14 protein-coding genes are annotated in these 21,114 nt (G+C 56.3%); 7 read left to right on the forward strand and 7 right to left on the reverse strand.

The window, feature by feature from the left end:
- Positions 1-54: 54 nt before the first annotated feature.
- Positions 55-1,224, forward strand: coding sequence for a hypothetical protein (locus FYK55_RS03515; RefSeq protein WP_150074944.1), 1,170 nt, complete (start codon positions 55-57; stop codon positions 1,222-1,224).
- 29 nt (positions 1,225-1,253) lie between these two features.
- Here FYK55_RS03515 and FYK55_RS03520 read toward each other — a convergent pair whose 3' ends face one another.
- The 6 genes from FYK55_RS03520 to FYK55_RS03545 all read right to left on the reverse strand — a co-directional run bounded on the left by FYK55_RS03520 (position 1,254) and on the right by FYK55_RS03545 (position 11,804).
- A complete protein-coding gene (locus tag FYK55_RS03520) occupies positions 1,254-2,543 on the reverse strand; it encodes a hypothetical protein (protein ID WP_150074946.1) in 1,290 nt (429 codons plus the stop codon).
- Between the two features lie 357 nt (positions 2,544-2,900).
- Positions 2,901-5,192 carry an alpha/beta fold hydrolase gene (locus FYK55_RS03525; RefSeq protein ID WP_150074948.1) on the reverse strand — a complete coding sequence of 764 codons (2,292 nt, stop codon included), beginning with the start codon at positions 5,190-5,192 and terminating at the stop codon, positions 2,901-2,903.
- Between the two features lie 111 nt (positions 5,193-5,303).
- Positions 5,304-6,725 carry a DUF1501 domain-containing protein gene (locus FYK55_RS03530; protein ID WP_150074950.1) on the reverse strand — a complete coding sequence of 474 codons (1,422 nt, stop codon included), beginning with the start codon at positions 6,723-6,725 and terminating at the stop codon, positions 5,304-5,306.
- Between the two features lie 14 nt (positions 6,726-6,739).
- Positions 6,740-9,610: a PSD1 and planctomycete cytochrome C domain-containing protein gene (locus tag FYK55_RS03535; protein ID WP_201743612.1), complete on the reverse strand. Its 2,871-nt coding sequence runs from the start codon at positions 9,608-9,610 to the stop codon at positions 6,740-6,742.
- Positions 9,610-11,310, reverse strand: coding sequence for a LamG-like jellyroll fold domain-containing protein (locus FYK55_RS03540; protein WP_150074952.1), 1,701 nt, complete (start codon positions 11,308-11,310; stop codon positions 9,610-9,612). The genes FYK55_RS03535 and FYK55_RS03540 overlap by 1 nt, the downstream gene beginning before the upstream one ends.
- On the reverse strand, positions 11,310-11,804 hold the full coding sequence (locus tag FYK55_RS03545; protein WP_150074953.1) for a sigma-70 family RNA polymerase sigma factor: 495 nt from the start codon (positions 11,802-11,804) through the stop codon (positions 11,310-11,312). Before FYK55_RS03545 ends, FYK55_RS03540 begins: the two co-directional genes overlap by 1 nt.
- A 439-nt stretch (positions 11,805-12,243) precedes the next feature.
- Here FYK55_RS03545 and FYK55_RS03550 point away from each other — a divergent pair, with 439 nt between their 5' ends.
- The 6 genes from FYK55_RS03550 (at position 12,244) to FYK55_RS03575 (ending at position 19,493) form a co-directional block, all read left to right on the forward strand.
- Positions 12,244-13,824 (forward strand): sulfatase, encoded by a 1,581-nt coding sequence (locus FYK55_RS03550; protein ID WP_201743613.1) that lies wholly within the window; start codon positions 12,244-12,246, stop codon positions 13,822-13,824.
- Between the two features lie 111 nt (positions 13,825-13,935).
- Positions 13,936-15,405, forward strand: a complete 1,470-nt coding sequence (locus FYK55_RS03555) for a sulfatase (protein ID WP_235908393.1) — start codon at positions 13,936-13,938, stop codon at positions 15,403-15,405.
- Positions 15,406-15,655: 250 nt separating this feature from the next.
- Positions 15,656-17,236, forward strand: a complete 1,581-nt coding sequence (locus FYK55_RS03560) for a sulfatase (protein ID WP_150075325.1) — start codon at positions 15,656-15,658, stop codon at positions 17,234-17,236.
- Between the two features lie 134 nt (positions 17,237-17,370).
- Complete coding sequence (locus FYK55_RS03565; RefSeq protein ID WP_150074955.1) at positions 17,371-17,679, forward strand: hypothetical protein; 309 nt, start codon at positions 17,371-17,373, stop codon at positions 17,677-17,679.
- 217 nt (positions 17,680-17,896) lie between these two features.
- A complete protein-coding gene (locus FYK55_RS03570; RefSeq protein ID WP_150074957.1) occupies positions 17,897-18,466 on the forward strand; it encodes a hypothetical protein in 570 nt (189 codons plus the stop codon).
- Between the two features lie 295 nt (positions 18,467-18,761).
- Positions 18,762-19,493 carry a DUF1349 domain-containing protein gene (locus FYK55_RS03575; protein WP_150074959.1) on the forward strand — a complete coding sequence of 244 codons (732 nt, stop codon included), beginning with the start codon at positions 18,762-18,764 and terminating at the stop codon, positions 19,491-19,493.
- Between the two features lie 310 nt (positions 19,494-19,803).
- Here FYK55_RS03575 and FYK55_RS03580 read toward each other — a convergent pair whose 3' ends face one another.
- The gene (locus FYK55_RS03580; RefSeq protein WP_150074961.1) at positions 19,804-20,859 is read right to left on the reverse strand and encodes a hypothetical protein; all 1,056 of its coding nucleotides are present in this window, start codon (positions 20,857-20,859) and stop codon (positions 19,804-19,806) included.
- Positions 20,860-21,114 lie beyond the last annotated feature (255 nt).

The raw sequence follows: 21,114 nt of genomic DNA on the forward strand, positions 1-21,114 counted from the left end.
GTCCCCGGCGATGTCTAACATTCGTCGACATGCTAATTCGCACGGTCATAGGCAATGCCGAAAATCGCAACGCACAATTACGTCTTTGTTTTCTTCGTCGCCTTGCATGTGGGTTCTATGCATGATTGCGCTGCCCAGGACGGTGGAAACTCTGCCAAATTCGCGTCGCGATTCCGCAGGGTAAAACCTCTGATTCATCGCCGAGTCGAGATAGGCACGGTCTCCAAGCCAGCAGAGGCCGCTTGGAATCGTCTAGAGAGTGCAGCGGACAGTCGCGGGGAGTTGTTTTCACCAAGGGAGTTTGCAGACTTTCTAATCGACAACCAGTTTGAATTGGAGAGACAAGACATTGCGCACCTCTGCTCGCTCTACCAGACTTTGCAGGAGCCTCCTAAAAAATGGACGGCGATTGTCGAGTCTCACATTTCCCGTGGTGACGCTGCCGTTCCAGCACGCTACGAGTTTGAAATTGCCTACAACCAATACCCGACCAACCTACATGTCCGCTCATTTCATGATGGAAAACGTTGTACTACGTCGGCGACAAGGCGTGACTTTGGTGATACGACCGCCTTCGCAACCACCGCGACGGACGGCAAACACTTGATGCGGTTTTCCCGTGAGGGATATCGCTGCGACCAACCCATTGAGACCGCTCGGGAGGAATGGAACGCGGATATCACGCTGTTTCGCGGATACCATCAAGCGATCAGAAAAGATAATCCGTTCTTCCTGTACTTCCCGGACACATTTCAGTCGTGCTATGACATTGAAGGGACGGTCACACCTGTCGCGGAACTCAAATCGCGAGTATGGGAAGCTACCGAGACGCTGAATGGGAAGACTGTTTTTTTCTGTGGCTCACCAATCACCTACATGACATTCGACGTGCACTCGGGTGACCTACTGAGATTCTCATCCGGCGAGTACGTGCTGTCCAATGGCGGCCTTCGGCCCGGTGCGGCTGATCGGCAGAACAGCGTTTCCTTTGCATCGCACGAGCATTTCGACAGGTTGGGGCGAGTGCCGACCGAAACGACAATCAATGTCGGTGGCGGCATCACGAGCGTGCATTTGCTTGACGCGAGCCGAGTATCCGCGGCAACTGATGGAATTGTTGAGGCAACGATTCCCATCAATGCCTATGTCTTGGATCGCGTCAGAGGCGTCAAATATATCAAGCACGGCGAAAAGGGATCAGTTCCAAAGGCCAAGGAGAATTAGCTGCAACAACCTCAAAAAGAACGATGCGTTCATCGCGATAGTTCCTCCGGGAGTGACCAGGGGGTTTCCGCAGGCTGGATGGTTTGCCCGCCCGCAACTCGGTCGTAATCAAATTCAAACAGCTTACCGAGGGGCTCTCGAGGATCTTTCGTGCTCAATTCAAATACATCCGATGGAACCTCATCCCCAATTCGCCACTTGAGATAGAGATCAAGTTCTTCCAGACTGGTGTCCGCCCCGTAAAACACCGTCATGGCGGCCTGAATCCTTCGGGGAAGCCAAACATCAGATGACTTTGCCCACTCGTACCTGCCATGAATTAGGTGCTTCTTCATGATTTCAACGTCTCCTTCCGGTGTTGTGATTTCCACTTCGATGGGCATATCCCCGTGAGCTTTGCTGAACACAATTCGGAACTGCTGAGTTTTCGTCGGATACCGCTTCTTGAAGACCACCTCTGTCTGCCCCGCGCCAAGATCTCTTCCGGAGCTAAATTCCATTTCGGTAAAAAACCTTCGCGTTCGATCTTTCGTCAATCGCGGTGATGAAACTTCGGCTGGGGAAAGCCAGTCGTCGAACGGATCATGCTTTGGAACGTTGAGATTGTTCGCGTTTGACGGTTTGAGATACTTCGAGAGCTTCATCACGATCGGATCAGACTTCTCGCTGACCAACAATTTTACCTTGTCTTCACGAAACACCTCGTATGTCCAAGTCGTATACGGACGGACACTCGGCAGTGCGGCGGCCCCGCGTCCCCCTACTCGAAATACTGCGGCCGCGGTTTTCCTTGAGTGCACGAAAACCATGTCGTCTCCACGCTTCGCTGTAAGTAACAGAGAAGGGATTGCTCGGCCTTCGCGATTTCTATTCAGGTTCGGCGGACTGTAGGCGAGGCCAACCGCCATGCATGCGTAACCTTTTCTTACGATTTCGTCGCGAAACGCCTCGTATTTCGACAACGCATCGAATGCGTATGCTTCGTATTCCTTCCCGTGGTCGTCCTGAGCACTTGCCTCGTTGACGGCAAGTAGCAATGCGATTGCAACGCACACTTTCTTCATCACACATTCCTTGAAAAGTCCGCTGAAAAGCTTATTCGACGCGCAGAAACTGTACATCACCGATCGGTGCACCGCGAACAGACGATCGATGAAGGCCGGCCACTGCTCGTCTGCGAGGAACTCCGGCGGTCGGAAGTTCGAACCCTGCTTGGCGTGCCTAAATTGCGGTCCTGACGCGGTTACCCCGGTCAGGGCCGGTTTATTTTGCTCCGTGGTCGGCTCGGTTGCTGGCCCCAGACTGGTTGTCGCGTGCACGGACGACACCGCCGAACAGGTCCTCGCTCGCCGCTTGTTTCCAATCCTCGTCTGGCAGGTCGTGATGTTTCGCTACGTGGGCACGGTGTCCGATCCAGCCGTCGACGACGCGGCCGGGAAATGTTCTTCGAGATCCGTTCGGCAACACGCTCGCAAATTCTCGGAGGCCTGATGCCATGGGCAAGCGGTGCCTATTCAATGTTCCGATGAACCTGTGTCGGAACATTGTTTTTCTCGTCTGCTGTGCCTTGCGCATCGAACTTTCCGCCGACGAAGTTCGTTCGATCCAAGAATCTTCAATCGTTGCCGGCCCCCGCTTCCAACTCTCCGCGAATCTGCGACGGCGGTCTACGCGCATCAGTTTCCGAGAGATTGCGACGTCGGTCCTTTGAGGTGTTGTGAGAAGAACACTCCCGCGGCATCCATTGCTTCGTCGAACCACACCTGGGTTTCAAGAAACGGATGCGGTGCTTCGTCGATGATTCGGAGCTCGGCCGGGATGTTTAGCTCCTGCATTCGCTGTCGGAATCGTTCCGCTCGTGTGCTTCCATCATCCTTCTCACCTGTCACGATCAGGCAGGGCGGATCCGTTCTGTCCAGGTGAACCAGTGGCGAAGCAAGGCGATAGATTTCCGGCTTGTCTTTTTGTGAACCGCCCAGGAACTGACGCCAAATGCCGCCGCGATCCTTGTCGCTGGAAATGTTGAGCGTCCGTTCGGACATCAGATCCGTCTGTCCCCCCATGGGCACAACGGCATGAATGGCGCTGCTGAATTCCGAATTCCCGCCATCGCCTTCCAGTTCTGGAATCCCAGTCGAGGTCGCAAGCAAGGCGACTAGATGACCACCCGCGGAATGCCCAATTGCACCAAGGTGGTCCGGATCGATTCCATACTTGCTGGCGTTTGCTTTCAGGAATCTCACTGCGGCTTTGCAATCGTGGATCTGTGCCGGAAAGGCTGCTTCGCCACTAAGTCGATAGTCGATCGACGCCGTCACAAATCCCTTCGCAGCAAGTGTCTGGGCAACCTTCCGGTGGTGGATTTTGCTGCCATTTCTCCAACCGCCCCCATGAATGCAAACGATCGCAGGCAGTTGTCCCCAGGCGTTCTTGGGCCGAAAGATATCCATTCCAACAGTCCGTTCCCCGTATCGCGCGTAGGTCACGTCAAGAAGACTGTGCAGTCCTGCGATTGTTTCGGATGGAACTTCGGTCCTACCGTCGGCTGGTGGTGGTGAAACCTGTCCAGGCGAGCGAGCATCAAGCATCATCTCTTCCTGGAACAGAATCGCCATCCCTCGAAGCTTCCTTAGAATCTCGCGATTGCGCACGACCGTCGATTCCCCAGGGTCTTTCTCGAGATCGTACAGCTGAAGTGTGGGATTCAAAACCAGTTTCCAATTTTGCCAACGCACCGCGGACAAAGCGCCCTGGCTGCCATGATAAAAGAATGCATTGTTGAACTCATGGCGTTTGACGATCGGCTCCCACTCGCCCGCTGGACTCCAGCGACGACGCAGAGGAACGGTTGCGTTGAGTGATTTCTTCATTCCCGGTGGCGGAACGAAACTGGTTTCACCTTTCAACAGCGGGCTGATGTCGCGCCCATCGATGACATGGCCTTCAGGAACTTTGATTCCCGCAAGAGTCGCAAGCGTTGGATACCAGTCCATCGCGCGGACCACCGCCGAGGATTCCTCGCCAGACTGTAATCCTACGCCTGGTCCCCACGCGATCGCGGGGACACGAATCCCGCCTTCGTAGGTCGATAGTTTGTGTCCACGAATGTGTTGATCCGGCGTCCGCCCCGGGCCTCGACCGTTGTCGGAGGCGTAGATGACGACCGTATTGTCGGCGATGCCGAACTGCTTGAGCGCATCAAAGAGACGTCCAACGTTGTGATCGATTTCCTGAATCGCGTCGCCGTATTCTCCCCAACTGGATGTGCCTTTGAAGTCAGCACTTACGCCCAGCGGGTGATGCAACATCGTGTGCGGGAGGTACAGAAAGAACGGCCGTTCGCTGTTCCTCTTGATAAACTCAATCGCTTCGTCGGTGTAGAGTCCAGTCAGCTCATTAGGATCGGCCGGACGTTTAACGATGTCGCCATTTCGCACCAACGGTACGCCTTTGTCACCGAAATAGACGACTTTGACGGGGTCAAGGTTGTGGAGCAAACCAAAGTGGTGATCGAAGCCCTGGTTGTGCGGGAGAAATGGCTCATGAAAACCAAGGTGCCATTTGCCGATGCAGGCCGTCGAATACCCATGGGCTTTGAAGAGCTCGGCAATCGTCAACTCGTCCGGATGAATGCCCAATGGTGAATCGGCTCGATGCACCCAAATATGGTTGCCGACACGGCGCGGATAACAACCGGTCAGCAGCCCGGCGCGAGATGGACTGCAAATGGGCGCGGCGGCGTAGTAGTCCGTGAATCGCGTCCCATTCTGTGCCATCGCGTCAATGTGCGGCGTGGCAACTTCCGTCGCCCCGTAGCAACCCAAGTCATAATAACCTTGGTCATCGACGAAGATGAATACGACATTCGGTGGTGCATCGGATGCGACCAACGGCCCAGTGACGCTGAAACACAGAATCAAAGCGTGCAGCGTTACACGAAGAAGTTGCAGACATCCAATCTGATTCATTTCATTCTCTGCTTGCTGAGTGAGATTACCAGCACCAATCGCAAGCGAGTGCGTGCTCGTGCCGTAACTTCAAGATCGACGCGTCGGGTTCACCCCAAGTTCGGAACCGTCTCATGCGATCAATTCCTCGATGACTTTGCCGCCGAACTGGCTGAGTTGTTTGAAGCGGCCGGCGTGGTAATAGGTCAACCTGTTGTCGTCGAGGCCGAGTAAACGCAAGAGCGTCACGTGGAAATCTCGCACGTGGTGCACGTTTTCCACCGCCGTGGCGCCGATCTCGTCGGTCGCCCCGACGGTGTGCCCGGCTTTACAACCGCCGCCTGCCATCCAAACCGTCATCGCGTCGGGGTTGTGATCACGCCCGTAAGCCAGACCGCCGCCACGGACGCCATTGTCGGGCGTGCGTCCGAATTCACCCATCCAGACGATCAATGTCTCTTCCAGCATCCCGCGGTCCTTCAGATCATTGATCAATGCGGCGATCGGGCGGTCTACGGTGGGGATCAACGCCCCGTGGGCTTTGGCGATGTAGTCGTGCGAGTCCCACGTGCTGCAGTAGACCTGGACAAAACGAACTCCCTTTTCGACAAGCTTGCGAGCGAGCAAACAGCGGCGTCCGAAATTGTCGGTCGGCTGATTGCCGATTCCATAGCGGTCGAGTGTCTGCTGAGATTCGTCGTCGATGTTCAGCACCCCGGGCACTTCCATCTGCATCCGGAACGCCAACTCGTAATTCGCCATCCGCGCTTCTAGCTGATCGTGCTTTGGAAATCGTTTGGCGTGGCGGGCGTTGATCTGTTGCAGGAAGTCAAGGTTTTCTCGCTGATGTTGGCGGCTGATTCCTGCTGGCGGTGTGATGTCGAGAACGGGTGAACCTTTCGGCCGCAGAGGTGTTCCCTGCAGTGCCGTGGGCAAAAACCCGTTGGACCAATTCGCCGCGCCGCCTTGAGGATACGCCAGTTCCGGCAAAACGATAAAGCCCGGCAAGTCCTCGTTCTCGCTGCCGAGGCCGTAATTGACCCACGCGCCGAGGGCTGGATCGCCACCAAAGCGGTTGCCGGTGTTGACGTGGTAGTTCGCCGTCGGATGGTTGACGGATTCGACTTGGCAGCCGCGAAAGAAACAAAGATCATCGGCAACGCCCGAGAGATGCTGCCACAAGTCGCACATGTCGGCCCCGCTGTCACCCGCTTGGTGGAATTTAAACGGGCTTTGAACGTAGTACCGTTTGCCGCTGCTCATCGCCGATTGTTCGTCGCCGCTGCGATGAAATTCGTTCATGTGCAGCTTGCTCAACTGCGGCTTCGGGTCGAACGTGTCGATGTGCGACGGTCCGCCCTCCATGTACAGAAAAATACAGTGCTTCGCCTTCGCGTCGGGAAAGTGTGCCCCGTCAGCGGAGGAGACATTCTTCGCGGTATCCTGTCGGGCGGCCTGAGCCAACATCGAAGAGAATGCGACCGATCCGAGACTGGCGCCCAGGCCGTAAAGAAAATCGCGTCGGGGAACGGCCGAAACAGGTTGGAAATTCATGTCGGACAGTCCCTTCAGTAAACGTAGATGAATTCGTTGCTGTTGAGCAGAATCAGGCAGAGATCGCTCAGGGAACGTTTTTGCGGGCTCGCCTCGTGTCGGGCCAGATCTGGCTGATAGTCTTCGTAAGCGAACAGTTTTTCGGTGAACTGGAACGGTTTGCCGGTATTCTCGTCGACCGCTTCTCGCACCACCTCGGTGGGCCAGTCTTGTCGCTCGAACTTCAGCTGCGTCTGCCGCACGAGCATCTTGTGCCAGTGCTCTACCATCGCATCGACCTCTCCGGTCAGCGGATTGCGGTTGTAGACCAATCGGATCAAACGCTTCACCACCGCACGCTGGGAATCGTCACTCAGCTCGCCACCGTCCGTTTCTTTGATCAGCCGGTCGGCGAGTGCCAAAGCGCGGTCATTACTGTCGTGGCCGTTCATGAGGGCGAATACTTGCGGTGTGATGTTCGACTGGTCGCGCCCTTCGCACGAAGTCGACGATCCCGGTTGGTTGAACGTCTCCATGAACGGCATCCGATGCCCGCGCAATCGCGTGATGTAGATCGAACGCCGATTGCGTGTTGCCGGCTTGGGGTTTGGCACGTAGCTGGGCGCGAAGGTGCCCATGATCATCCGGGGCTGGAGTGCCGCTTCCAGATTCATGTCGGGCCGCACCGGGATGCCGCCGATCTTCAGGTTCAACTCGCCGGAGACGAACAGCATCGCGTCGCGGATCTCTTCGGATTCCAGCCGTCGCGGATGAAAAACCGCATACGACTGCAGATTCGGATCGGCTTTGACAAGCTGTTTCGGATGCGGGTGGGTGCTGGAGCGGCGGTAAGCCCGTGAGTTCATGATCATCCGGTGCAGATGCTTGACCGACCAGTCGTTTTCAGTGAACTCGGTCGCCAACCAATCGAGCAGCCGCGGGTGGGTCGGTTTTTTGCCGGTAGCGCCAAAGTTGTTTGGGTTGCCGGCGATTCCGCGGCCGAAGTGATACGACCAGACACGGTTGGCCATGACCCGCGACGTCAGGGAGTTTCCCGAACCGGCGATCCAGTCCGCCAGGTCCGTGCGGCGACCGCCGACTTTATCGGTGATCGCGATTTCCAGTCCGCCGGGCACCGCGCTGAGCACCCCCGGCTCGACCGGCTCACTTGGGGAAAAGACGTCGCCGCCGGTCAAGATCGCTGTCTCCTCAAGCTCGCCTTGTTTCATCGGATCTTTCGGCATTTCGATCCGACTGCCGTCGCGTGGCGGTTCTCGGGTTTTCCCGTTGTAGACCGTGAACGCCAGCGGCTTGTAGCGATCGAATTCCCAAAAAAAACGCTTCTGCCATTTGCGGGCGATCCGCTCGAGGCCGAACTCTTGGGGCGTCTTGAGCAGGTTTCCGCTTGGCAGGTCCTCTTCGGCAGCGCCGGCACTCTTCGCCTCGGCCTTGGTCTTGTAGGGTAAATCTCGTTCTTTAAACCACGCCCTTTCGTACTGTTTCTTTTTCTCGTTCAGTCGCTGTAGCGACTGTTGGTTCCACCGGTGGCGCGTCTCGTGATAGCGGTGGTCTTCCTTCATGCCGCTTCGATTTTCCTCCGGCAACCATTCGGCTTCCACCGTAGCGAACTGGGTCGTCGCAAAGTTGGCTTGGAAGCGGTAGTAGTCGCGCGTTGGGATCGGATCGAACTTGTGGTCATGACAGCGGCAGCATTGAAGGGCCTGGGCCAGGAAGACTTGGCCGACCGTGTCGGTGATGTCGTCAAGCCACTGTTGTCGGGTGACTTTCGCGACACTCATTCCGGTATGCTCCCAAGGGCCCATCCGCAGGAAACCCGCGGCGATCAGCATCTCCGGATCGTCCCGATCGATTTCATCGCCGGCGATCTGTTCGCGAATGAATTGGTCGTAGGGCTTATCTTCGTTGAACGACCGGATCACATAATCGCGGTATCGCCACGCGTTGGGCCGTTCCCAGTCGTTGGCGAAACCAGAACTGTCGGCGTATCGGACGACATCGAGCCAGTGCCGGGCCCACTGTTCGCCGTAGTGCGGACTCTCCAGCAGCCGGTCGACCAATGCAGCGAACGCATCGTCGTCGTGGCGAGGATCCTCGACGAACTGCTTAACTTGCTCAGGCGTTGGCGGTAGGCCGAGCAGATCGAACGTGGCGCGACGGATCAGCGTGCCGCGGTCGGCCAACGGAGCGGGCTCCAACTCCGGCTCCAGCTCCTTCAGGCTGCTATCGATGAAGGCATCGACCGGATTGCCGACATGACCATCGAGCAGGTCGGAGAAGTCACGCTCGATCGGTTGAAACGCCCACAGGTCTTCGGGCTTGTACTTGCGATTGGTCCACTGCTCACTCAAGCCACCGCTGGTCTGGACGCGGATGCCCGCGGCGTACTCAGCGTAAATTTTTGCGACACGGTCTTGGTCGGGCCAGGGAGCACCTTGATTGATCCAGTCGCGTACCGCCCAGACTTCTTCCTGCGAGAGCGCCTCGGCCTCCTTCGGCGGCATTTCGCAGCCGAGTTCCTCGCGTTTGACCATCGCCAACAGGTAGCTCGCTTCGGCGTCACCGGGGACCACCGCAGCATCTCCGTAGCCGACACCGCCACGCAGCAGCGACTCGCGTGAGCTAACATCCAAGTCACCCTTCAACTCGTCGGCCTCGCTGCTGTGACAGCCAAAGCACTTTTCGCGAAGCATCGGCAGGACCTCGAGGGCGAACAGCTTTTCTCCTTCGATCGGATGGCTGTCAGTAGCGCCTGACGGGTTGTCGCTATTGGTCAGTTCGTCGGCGCGGGCGGGAACCATAGCCGCCGAGATGCACACCTCAACTGCCGCGGCAACCAACCCTCCCATCAAAACAGTGAATGTCAGTCTGCTTGTTCGAATTTTCATCAATCCGGCGTCCCCAACCTGTACAAATCCTCGATCTCCTGGCCGGACAACGGCTCCCTAAAAATCAGGAATTCGTCCACTCGTCCGTTCAAGTTTCTGACCGGGAACGGCACCCCTTCCAAGGGAAGCCCCCAGTTCCCGATCTCACACCTGCCGAATGTCACTTTGCGTCCGTCGCGATGGTGCTCGCTGCCACTTCGGCTGACTTCTTTACCATCGAAATACTGCACCGCTTCACCGGTGGTCGCGCTGTAAGTCACCGCCACGTGATGCCATTGTCTGCCGGCAGCCTTGAATACCGTTTCAGAACGGTAGATCTGATTCTGGCGATAGGGTTTGAACTGCGGTCCGCCGGCAGACGGTTCCAGCAGATAACTGATCGAGAACATGAGCCGGCCGGATTGGTCAATTTGCCAGTGTGGCTCGCCATCTTCGTATCCATCGGACAACAACAGCGCGTTGTACTTGCGATCCAGACCATCCACGCGGATCCACGCGGCCATCGTCAAGCCATCAAAGCTAGCATCGCCAAGATCAATGCGAACACGGTCCCCGGGGCTCTTAAACTCCAGGGCATCCTTTGTCGGCCAGCGTCCTTCCACCCAACGAGCCCCAACGGCGGATCCGGCACGTGATCGTTGTTTTGGAATCGCAAAGTTGTTGACAAGGCGGTCCCATTTCTCATCTTCCCAATGCTTGAAGAGGTAGCATCCGACAATGCGATCGTCGGTCCGCACAGACCTCATGGAAGCCCACCATTGATTCGACTGATTCTGATAGAACGCTTCGCGCCGCTGCTCGAATTGCTGCACACTGGGGAAGTCGTCCGGGCTAGCGCGACCGGAAACGGGTGCTTGATTGGCGACCGCTTCCAGACTTTCACCAACACGAACGATCCGCATTGGGGAATCAGGCAGATGAGCTTCAACTTCGCCGTCAAAGACGTGAACCGACGATTCACCACTGTCGACCTTCACACCGAACTCCGTACCAAGATCGATGACTTTCAGCCCCGGTGCCAGCAAACGAAATCCAATTGCCGGCGGCGGAACATGCATGGTGATCTTTCCGCGAAGACATTCAGCTTCCCATGCACTGACAAGATCAACCTCACCAGAGTCTTCGATCAACATGGTCGCGCCGCTGAAAAAGTCGAGCTGCAACCCGCCAGAAAGCAGTCTCAATCGACCCGGCCGCAGAGTGTCCCCTTCGCGAAAGCTGAACCCATCTGGAAACTTGGCATCGACAACTCTGGACACAACGGCACATCCTGTTTCAACAACCTCGTTTGACACGTATTCCAAGCTGACCGCAGTGTCAGTTTCTTCTGCCAGTCGTCCGCTGCGATCACGCCCGATTCCATAACCGACAACAAGAAGCAAAGCCGCAGCGATGGCGGCCGCAAGTCCCATCCAGCCGCGGGAAACACGTGTCAGGTTTTCTTTACCGGTAACCGGATCATCGGGTGCTTTGCGCGAAAGGTACCCGTCACTTTCTTCCCGAGCATCATCGTTGCTGACGGATTCGATTGCGATGTCACTGATCACCCGCAGGTCGGCATCCATACCACAAAGGTCAACAAACTCATCCCGTCGATCTGCGGACCGCTCGAGTTCTGCTTGCAGTTCTGACGATTCGGTCTCCGTCAGCGAACCGTCCAACCAACAGGAGACAAGTCGCGTGAATGTCTCGTTGTTCATTACACGCCCTCCGTCGCGAGTGTTTGTTTCACGCAATCCAAAAGCTTGTGCCGAAGTCGTTGGATCGTTTTGTAAACGGCCTGCTCGGGGCGAGACTGCTGCGCCGCGTACTCACGAATCGTGACGCCGGGCTGATGCACCGAAAGAATCAATTTGCGCCGAGTCTCATCGAGCTTTCGCAGGCATCGCTCCAGGGCATCTCTTCGATCCGCGTCCGTGGAAGTGATGGTTCCCCGAGCATCAGCCAATTGCTCGGCCAGTTTGTCTGAAAAGACGAGTGGGCTGCGAGCGAGCGAACGACGATACTTGAGTGCCTCGAACCGCGCGATCGTCATCAGCCATCCGCCAAACTTCCCGTGGTCGTCCAGTTCATTGAACTTTTTCCACGCGATCAGACTCGTCTGCTGAACGACTTCTTCCACATCGTGCCACGTCGGAACCAGCCGACGAACGTACGCTTTAACCGCCGATTCTTCTTCGATCAGCAGTCGCATAAACGTTTCGTAGCTAGTCTCTTTGCCTATCACGAGCCGTTCGTCTGGAAACTTGAAAAGCACCACGCGTCGATTTACGGGCGATCAAAACGTCAAAGTGGTCACGCACACTTTCTCGCTCCCGCAATTCATCAGGTTGGACAGAGAAAACGGCCAATTTAAAGAAAAGGCGGAAATTCGACTGAATTCCCAGTCAAATTTTCAATCCTTCTGGAGTGAATAGTTAGACGTCCAGCTATCGGAGGGCAATTCGTGCACCGCTGCCGGTTTCTCGCCGCAGCATCTGTCTGCATTGCCTCTTTTGACGAATTTCAAAAGCGATCAACCCGTTCAGATGCTTAAAGCCAACACCGGCGAAATGGCTGAATTGAATGCCGAGCAGTGCAATTCATCAGTGCCAAGTGAAGCCTTTTATTCGCGACCCCGCATCAAGAAACTCATGAACAGACCGACTCGTTCACTCTTCAGCATCGTCCTGGTCCTCGCAAGCAGTACTGGCCATCTGGTTGCGGGCGATACCCGACCCAACGTCGTGTTTCTCGCCGTCGATGACATGAACGACTTTGTCGGATGCCTCGAGTCACGCCCGAGTGCGATCACCCCCAACATTGATCGGCTTGCCTCCCGCGGCGTGTGCTTTACGAACGCTCACACCGCCGGCGTGTTTTGCGCGCCCAGTCGTGCGGCGATTTTCTCGGGCCAGTACGCTTCAACGACCGGATGCTACACGACACCGCTGTATTTTGTGCATCGTCCGGAGCTTGAATCGCTCCAAACGAGCTTTGCCAAAGCGGGATACTCGACCCTGGGCGCTGGCAAGCTGTTTCATCATCCCGCGGGAGCGATTGACCAACGTGGATGGACGGAGTTCTTCCTGCGTAATCAGTTCCAGAAGAACGGCGGTTGGGCACTTGAATCGTGGAGCAGCGACACGCCCGTGCCACAGCCCTTTCCGGCCAGTGTCTACAACAAAGGCAAAGAAATTACCGGCGGACTGTTCCTGGAATGGGGAGCGATCCCAAACGACCAGGAAAGCGACATGGCCGACACGATACGAGCCGACTGGGCGGTCGATCAACTGAAACGGAAACACGACAAGCCGTTTTTTCTGGCCTGCGGATTCTACGCGCCGCACTACCCGAACTACTGCCCGCAAAAGTATTTCGATCTGTACGATCGAGACGCCATCGAGACTCCTGCGTTCAAAGACGATGACCTGGCGGACCTTCCGGACAAGATTCGCAGGCAACGCCAGAATCGCAAAGCGTTTCACTACGATAAGCTCGTCGCGATGGGTGCCTGGAAGGACGCTCTGCACGGATACCTTGCCTGCAACAGCTACGCCGACGCGATGGTCGGGCGGATCCTGAACGCTCTTGAAACAAGCCCCTACGCCGACAATACCCTCGTCGTGCTATGGAGCGATCACGGTTATCACTTGGGCGAAAAAGGGCAATGGGGCAAGCACACGTTATGGGAACGCACCTCCAACGTTCCGTTCGTGTGGGCCGGCCCCGGCGTGGCCGAAGGAGTCACGACCGACGTGACGGTCAGCCTGATTGACATCTATCCGACACTGGTTGAAAAATGCAGCTTGCCGACGCCCCGTCAGGAGTTGGAAGGTGTTTCGCTGGCATCGACGCTGAAGCATCCTACCGAAGCAGAAGACCGAACCGTGTATCTGCCCTACATGACCCCGGGAGAATATGCGGTGATCAATCGCGACTGGCGTTTCATCCACTATGACGACAAGAACCAAGAACTATACGACGTCAAAGAGGATCCGCACGAGTGGAACAACCTGGCAACCGACGCGCAGTACGCGGACGTCATCGCCAAGCTGCAGGATTCAGCGCCGACGGAATTCGCCGACCCGGAACCCAAACTGAACGCGAGGCGTGATCTGGTCGTCGAGGGCGAAACCTTCCGCTGGGAGAAGGGCAATGGGAACTACGTTCCGCATCCCAAATACCTGCCATACAGCGATCCCGCAATGCGGCGAAAGCAGTCGAAAGAGTAACGATGAAGTGATCCGTAACCGGCGTAGAGATACACCACTCCTTCGGCGCGGAACGCTGTCGAGACGGAAAATCAGAAAGAACTTACGTCCAGCGGGACTTGCGAGCGAATAATGAGCGTTGGCCTCTTAAAACACGTCGTCGTCTCAGCCGCCGTCCTGGCATTGTCCGCCGGTATTGTCGAAGCTTCCGACAAGCCGATGAATGTGCTGCTGCTGATCGTCGACGATCTCAACACTTGGTTGCTGGAAGAGCCCACGCGTTACTCGGGCCGAGTCGTCGCTCCCAACATCCAGCGCCTGGCGAAGCAGGGTGTTCTGTTTCACAACGCTTATACGGCCAGCCCGGTTTGCTCGCCTTCCCGGACCGCGTTCCTTTCCGGCGTTGCACCGTGGAAATCGGGCGTCTCACGTAACGGAGTCAAAGTCGGCGACAGCAAAGTTCTGCAGGGGATTCCTTCGTTGTTCAAGACGTTTCAGGATCAGGGCTACTGGGTCGCGTCGTTCGGCAAGGTAACACACGGATACGACACCGGCGTGAATTATGAGGCCTCGATGAACCACAAGCGGACTCCGCCACCACCGGGTGCACCGCTCAATGGCATCGCTCGCAGCGCTGGTGGCAATTTAACCGAACGCGACTGGGGGGCAACTCATCTTGACGAAAACGCTATGAGCGACAAGCGACTGGCCGACGCCGCGATTGAATCGCTGCATCGTGAGCATGACACACCTTTCTTCATCGCGTGCGGCCTGTTTCATCCGCATTATCCGTGGTACGTCCCGCAAAAATACCTCGATATGTATTCGCTGGATGAGATTGAGCTGCCGCCGATGCGGGACGGAGATCTCAAAGACGTGCCCGCGTACGGCCAGAAGCTGGTGAATCTTGGTTGGGACGAAAAAGTTAAGGAGAACGGTTTGGTCAAAGAAGCGATCCGCGGCTATCTGGCCAGTGTCACGTTCTCCGACACCCACGTGGGGCGAGTCTTGGACGCTCTCGACGACAGCCCACACCGCGACAACACGATCGTGATCCTGATCAGCGACCACGGTTTTCATCTCGGCGAGAAACAGAACTGGACGAAGGGGACGCTATGGGAAGAAGCGACGGACAGCGTGATGATGTGGCGGGTGCCGGGCGTGACTCAGCCGAATCAAGTTTGCAAGCGGCCGGTTTCATTGCTCGACCTCTACCCGACGCTTGTGGATCTGAACGGCATTGATAAGCCCTGCCATCTCGACGGTCAAACACTGCTGCCGTTGTTGAAAGACGTCACGGCCTCGCGGCCTCCTGGAGCCATCACCGTCTACGACGGTCACATGTCGGTTCGCACCGAAACCGCTCGATTCATCCGCTACTGGGACGGCACGACCGAACTTTATGACCTCACCAGCGATCCTCACGAGTGGACGAACCAAACAGGAAACCCTCAATTCGCGGCGCTGAAAGCGAATCTCGCGGGGCTGCTTCCCCCGCAAGAAGAAATCGTCGAACCGTTGCCGAGTCGGCAGGCAGGAGCCGTCAATTCGACGCCCCGCAAGCCGAAGCCTGAGAACAGAAATCGGGAAAGTCGAAAATGAAGTCGCCATGAGAAACCTGTTTCATTCATCCAGCAACTGGCAATGCGTCTTCAGCTCTTCGACGAAAATGAAAGTTTCAATCGCCGATGCTCAAAAATGATGTTTGCCACGACGCTTCGTTCTCATCACCACACCACCCACGCGTTTTAGAAATGGCTCAACGACTGCGGTTTGTATTCGCGTTGTCGTTGTTCGCCGTCACGGCGGTTTCAGACGCGGACAATGGCACAGCCCCACTAGGAAGGTCGATATGACTTTGAATTGGACATCGATACACTCACTTCGTGGTTTCGTAACTCTATACGCGATCACGTTCCTGCTGTCGGCCTCGCCGAGTCGTGCGGAGGGTGACGCTGAGAAGCCGAACATTGTTCTTCTGTTCATTGATGACTGGGCGTGGAACGGGTCTCCAGTTGCAATGGATGACGCGATGCCGAATTCTCGCATGCCGATCCTGCAGATGCCGAATGTCGAGCGGTTGGCTCGTGAGGGAATGAAGTTCACCAACGCCTATGCCTCACCGCAGTGCTCTCCGTCGCGAGTCTGTGTGCAGACCGGCCAGTCCTCGCCGCGAAACGGCTTTACCGTGTTTATGAACGACCGCGGACAGGATTACTTTGATGAAAAGGGCTACCCCGACTTTCCGGTGATTCCGTGCGTCTCGGACATGACGATCGACGCGGACGCTGTGACGATTCCCGAAGCTTTGAAGCCGCTCGGATATGTGAGCGCCCATGTCGGCAAATGGCACATGCGAGGCAATCCCGGCGATGAGGGTTACGTGCTTCACGATGGCGACACCAGCAATACGCCGGGCAACACACTGCCGGAGGATGCCAAGCAGCGGCTCCCGGACGACCTGACCGATCCCAAGCTGATGTTCAGCGTCACCGAGAAGGCGCTTGGCTTCATGACTCAGCAGGCCAAAGCCGGCCAGCCGTTCTATTTGCAGATCTCACACTACGCGATGCACGAAGGTCGTGAATGCCTGCCGGCGACGCGTGCCAAATACACGCGACACCCGCTCGTGCAGGCTTACTACCGGAAGATCGGAAAGACGGCTGAAACTGTCAAACGCAAGGAAGATCCGGCCATCTGGCTGGGCATGGGCGAAGACCTGGACGGACGCATTGGAACGGTGCTTGAGCGTATCAGCGAATTGGGTATCGAAGACAATACCTACGTCGTTCTGGTTTCCGACAACGGTTACCGACACCAGGAGCTCCTGCTGACGAAGGGGCTCAAGCAGCCCCACCACGCCGCAAAGTGGTGGGTCTGGCAGGGTGGCATTCGCGTTCCGATGATCGTCAAGGGGCCGGGCATCAAGGCGGGGTCAGTTTTCACGGGTAACGTTGTCAACTACGACTTCCTGCCGACGTTCGTTGATTGGGCCGGCGGTGATCCGGCCGCACTGAAAAACATTGACGGTGTCAGTCTGGCGTCATACATGGCAGGGGAATCGCCGACTGAGTCCTTCCTTGAGCGGAGTCTCTATTTTCATTACCCACACTACCGTACGACCATGCCGCACTCCGCCGTTGTCTCGGGTAATCGCAAGCTGCTGCATTTCTACGAGCGACCGGACATTCCGATGCTTTTCGACCTGACGGACGACATGGGCGAAGTCCACAACCTTGCCGCGTCTCGACCGGAAGAACACCGCCGTCTCCATGATAAGATGATCGAATATTTCGATGAGGTTGGCGCCCGCATCCCAAAACCGAACCCGAAGTACGACTCGGCGATCTACAAGAAGTCGAAGGAATACCAAAAACGCGTCCAATGGGGGCCATTTACCGGTAGCAGGCCACTTGACGAGGACGAGAAATGAATCGCTTTGGCGACTGATCAAACCGGTCGCTCGGGCGACCGCTTGATCTGTACCGCTCGAACAGCGTTTCAAACAGGTGACGCACGCGTTGCAAAGCGAACGCGGCAGCGCATAAACGCACTCAGGTGGCTGCGATGGCTCAGTATTACATGCCGCTCGGGCAGTCCGAGTCCGAAAGATTCCGGGATGCTCTGAAGGAACGCGGATATACGGTGAAGTCGCTGGCTGAAGTAATCTGGCATAAGCACTACGGTGACGGCGCGACCAAGTGGCTTCCTTGTCCCGAATCGCTGCGGTCCTTTTTGACAATGGGATGGATGTCGGGAAGGGACACACTGCCTGCCGAGTTGGTGTCCTACTTCGAAGAAGAATTGGGGGCTCCCCTCGTCGAATTGATTGAACGTCGCGACTCGAGCGGCGAAATCGGTGGGGACGACAGGTGACTGCCCACCACAGCCGTGAGAAGCCGTTTGCCTTGCAAAATGAAGTTCACCACAGTGTCAGGGCCTTCGCAATGCGTTTCCGATTGGCCGTCCAGGCAACTCGCGGCCGAGGTTGATCGGTTGCACATCTCACCAGCCTCGGAACTTGCCCGTAGCGTCTTCCTGGCTAAAAATGTGTCTCGCTACGTCTCCTCAAAACTCATCTCAGGACGCACGAATGAACTTGACCACCATGCGATTGCTTCTCGTTTTGGCCGGAATCGGCTTGACGTCTTCAGCGTTCGCGCAGCAGTTGGAACGGGTCAAGATTGACTTGCGAGACGCGGCATTCGCAGAGATCGACCCGGATGATGATTCGATCCTGACAATCGAATCGAATCGCGTCGACCCGGTCAAACGGCGACGTGTGACTCCTGTCACTCGATGGAGAACCGAAGCCAGAACTCGAGTCGTGCTTGTTGATGGGGAGCAGAAAGAGCAAACGTATCTGGTCAAGATTCCGCTCACGGAGATGACGGTCCAGGAGTACTCGGTTGAGCACACCGACGCGACGCAACGCGCCGCATTTGATCTGTCCCAGGTGAAGCTCTGGAACTTGTCGGGGGAGAGTGTCCCGGCCGAGGAGATCAAGTCACGAGTGCCTAAGCGATTTCCGGTCATCCTGCTCCAGTCGCCCTGGGACGACAGCCAGCCGCTGACGGAAGCGCAAGCCGCAGTCCTTCGTGAAGGCACCTTGCTTCTCTACCCCGAAACCGCGGTCTGGCGATCCGGCGAACCGCAAGAATGAGCCATGGATCAGCATTGGCACGCCAGGAAAGCCGCCGGAAATCCCGCTGGCGCTTGGCCTCCGCGTCGATCACCAGGGAAACCGTTCGCGGAAACGTATTCGGCCCACTGACCCTGGTGTCCCTCGAATTCGTCCAAAGCGGAACCCGCAGTGGTGGGTCGAGTTCGGTAGGGCACCGGCTGGCCGAAAAAAATCTCAAAATTCAGCGTCACAGGACCGGCGTGGCAGGCTCCAAACACAATTGCACCTCAACGACCGCGCGCCGCTGTCATGAATCCACTCAACGGAGAATCCGATGAGAAGACTGCTTCCCGTTGGCCTGATCGCCTGCCTTGTCCTTGCGGAAGGTTTTTGCACCGACGCACTTTATGGAACGATTGCGGGTTGGGGGCACATGATTGACCCCGACGGCGACAGCCGGTTCGAAGTCGCCGCAGACCAGGTCACCATCGTCTTTGGTCCCGGACGCGACGGTCTGGACGCCGAAGGTGGCCCCGAAAAGATGAACGCTCCACGTGTCCTCCGATCACAAACAGGCGATTTCAGCGTCACGACGACCGTGAAAGGCAATCTGCCGCTACCGGAATTGCCTTACGCCTACATCAGTGGCGGCCTGGTTTTGATGCAGGACGACCAGAACTACATCCGACTGGAACGAGCCAATTTTATCCGAGACGGAAAAAAGAGCTATTACACCAACTTCGAGCAGCGGATCGATGCCAAGCGGACGCGGATGGGAAGGTTTGTTGATTACGCGTTGGACGCTGAACGCGACGTCGAACTGCGTCTAGAAGTCAACGGCGAGAAGGTTCGCGCCTTGGTACGTCAAGCTGGAGAACCGTGGCACGAGATGGGGACGGCGACCATCGACGCCAGCCAGGCGCAGCACGTTGGTATTTCGGGCGTCAAGACGATCGAGGAGGAAGTCCGAGTCACTTTCAAGGATTTTCAAATCGAACAAGCATCGAACATCGACGCGGCCGAAAGTTCGAAAATCAAACTTTCTCAGCCGATCGGACAGAACTGATCAACCGCGGCCGCCGAATGGTGCAGTGATAACCCTTTGCAGCAGAAGCACGGCACTGCAGCAGCACGCAGACCCCACCAGATCGACCATGGTTAGCACGAATCCCGCGATTGCTTTCGACGAGTCCGTTTCGGTCATTGGTTGCGTCATTGAGCCTCGGGTGCTCGCATCCGGGACGCTGGATGCTGGTTGAGCAACAATGGTTCAATCCTTCAGCTAGATGCCGCATGTCAGAATGCGTCTCTCGGCTAACTCGAGTAGGAAACCGCTGAGTCAAATGAATCTCGTTCGGCAAGAAACGCTTCAACGGCTAATCGCGAATAAGAATCTCGCGATCGATGAACAGGTCATCCGGCGTGACCCAATCGGGTGCACGACGAATGTGTCCTTCATCGAAATGATCAAATTCCAAATCGAAGTGTTCGCGAAGCGGCTCACGGAAATCGACGGAATCAAAATCGAACACAGCATGGGGAACTTCGTCACCGACCAGCCAATGAAACATCATGTGAGTCTGATGTGTTTCCGGCTTCCCTTTTCTGTAAAGAACTGACGCAATCTCAACACGTTTCGGCACCCAAATCTGGTCGTGCTCCATCCAGTGGATACGGGCATGGCTAAAGAAGCCTTTGAAATCCTCCCTCGATCCGTTCGAGAATCGAACCTCGATAGGAAGGTAGGCGTCGACCGCACTTTGAACCATGACAAGATCGAACGAATTGTTTTTTCGTCCATACTTCCAATGGCTTTTCACGTTCCCTCTGGTGATCTCAACCGCGGAAACCAACTCGGACTTCTGAAAGAAAACCTTTTCGGCGCTTCCTCGATTCGCTTCGATACTCTCAAACTGGTTTCCAAAATCGACAATGTCATCGAAGGGATCGAAGTGGTAAACCTGAATGTAGTTTCGTTCTAAGAATCGATCCTCCGGTACGTTCTCAGGTTTCTCCTGGTACCGTCGCGGACCATTGACGATCCCGTCCGCGATCTTCAATGATCCGCGGGAGCGAACCATTTCCTTCCACAGCTGATTCGAATCCCAGCAACGACCGTAGGCGTAAAAATGGAACTGCTTGCTTTGGTCTGCCGCCTGGATTGCGTAGAACGGAATGATGACGGGCTGATCACCAGGGCCTCCAAGCACCTCCCGTCCCACGAAATGCTTCTCGCCCATCGCGACAAAGGCAAATCTCTTTGAAGCTTTATCGCGATTGGATACCAACTCTGCGATGCCGTCGAAAACCTTGGACTCCGGTCCGGTGAGATCGTTGTCGCGAGGGTCTTGCTTCCGGAACTGACAATGCGCTTCTGATGAACTAAGAATCAAAACAGTGAACAAGACGCATTGTTCGATCCGCCATTGCATGTCAGCACCCATCGTGGAGGGTAAAGTTCGAGAAGCTTCACCAGCATACAACGCCTGGCGGTGGGAACTCCCCGACCGTGCAATGGACCCTCAGGATCGCGTGTCGGTGCCCCATCTATCTGTCCGCTGATTGTGAAGCCGTGTGTCTCGGAGAAGCAGTTGGAATGAACGCAACTTTCACGGAGTGAAAGGCGACAATGAAGTCAACACGCTGTTAGCTTAACAAGTGTTCGAACACTTCGCTGCCATGGCACC

This window comes from Roseiconus nitratireducens, from assembly GCF_008629675.1.
GTDB classification, from domain to species: domain Bacteria; phylum Planctomycetota; class Planctomycetia; order Pirellulales; family Pirellulaceae; genus Stieleria; species Stieleria nitratireducens.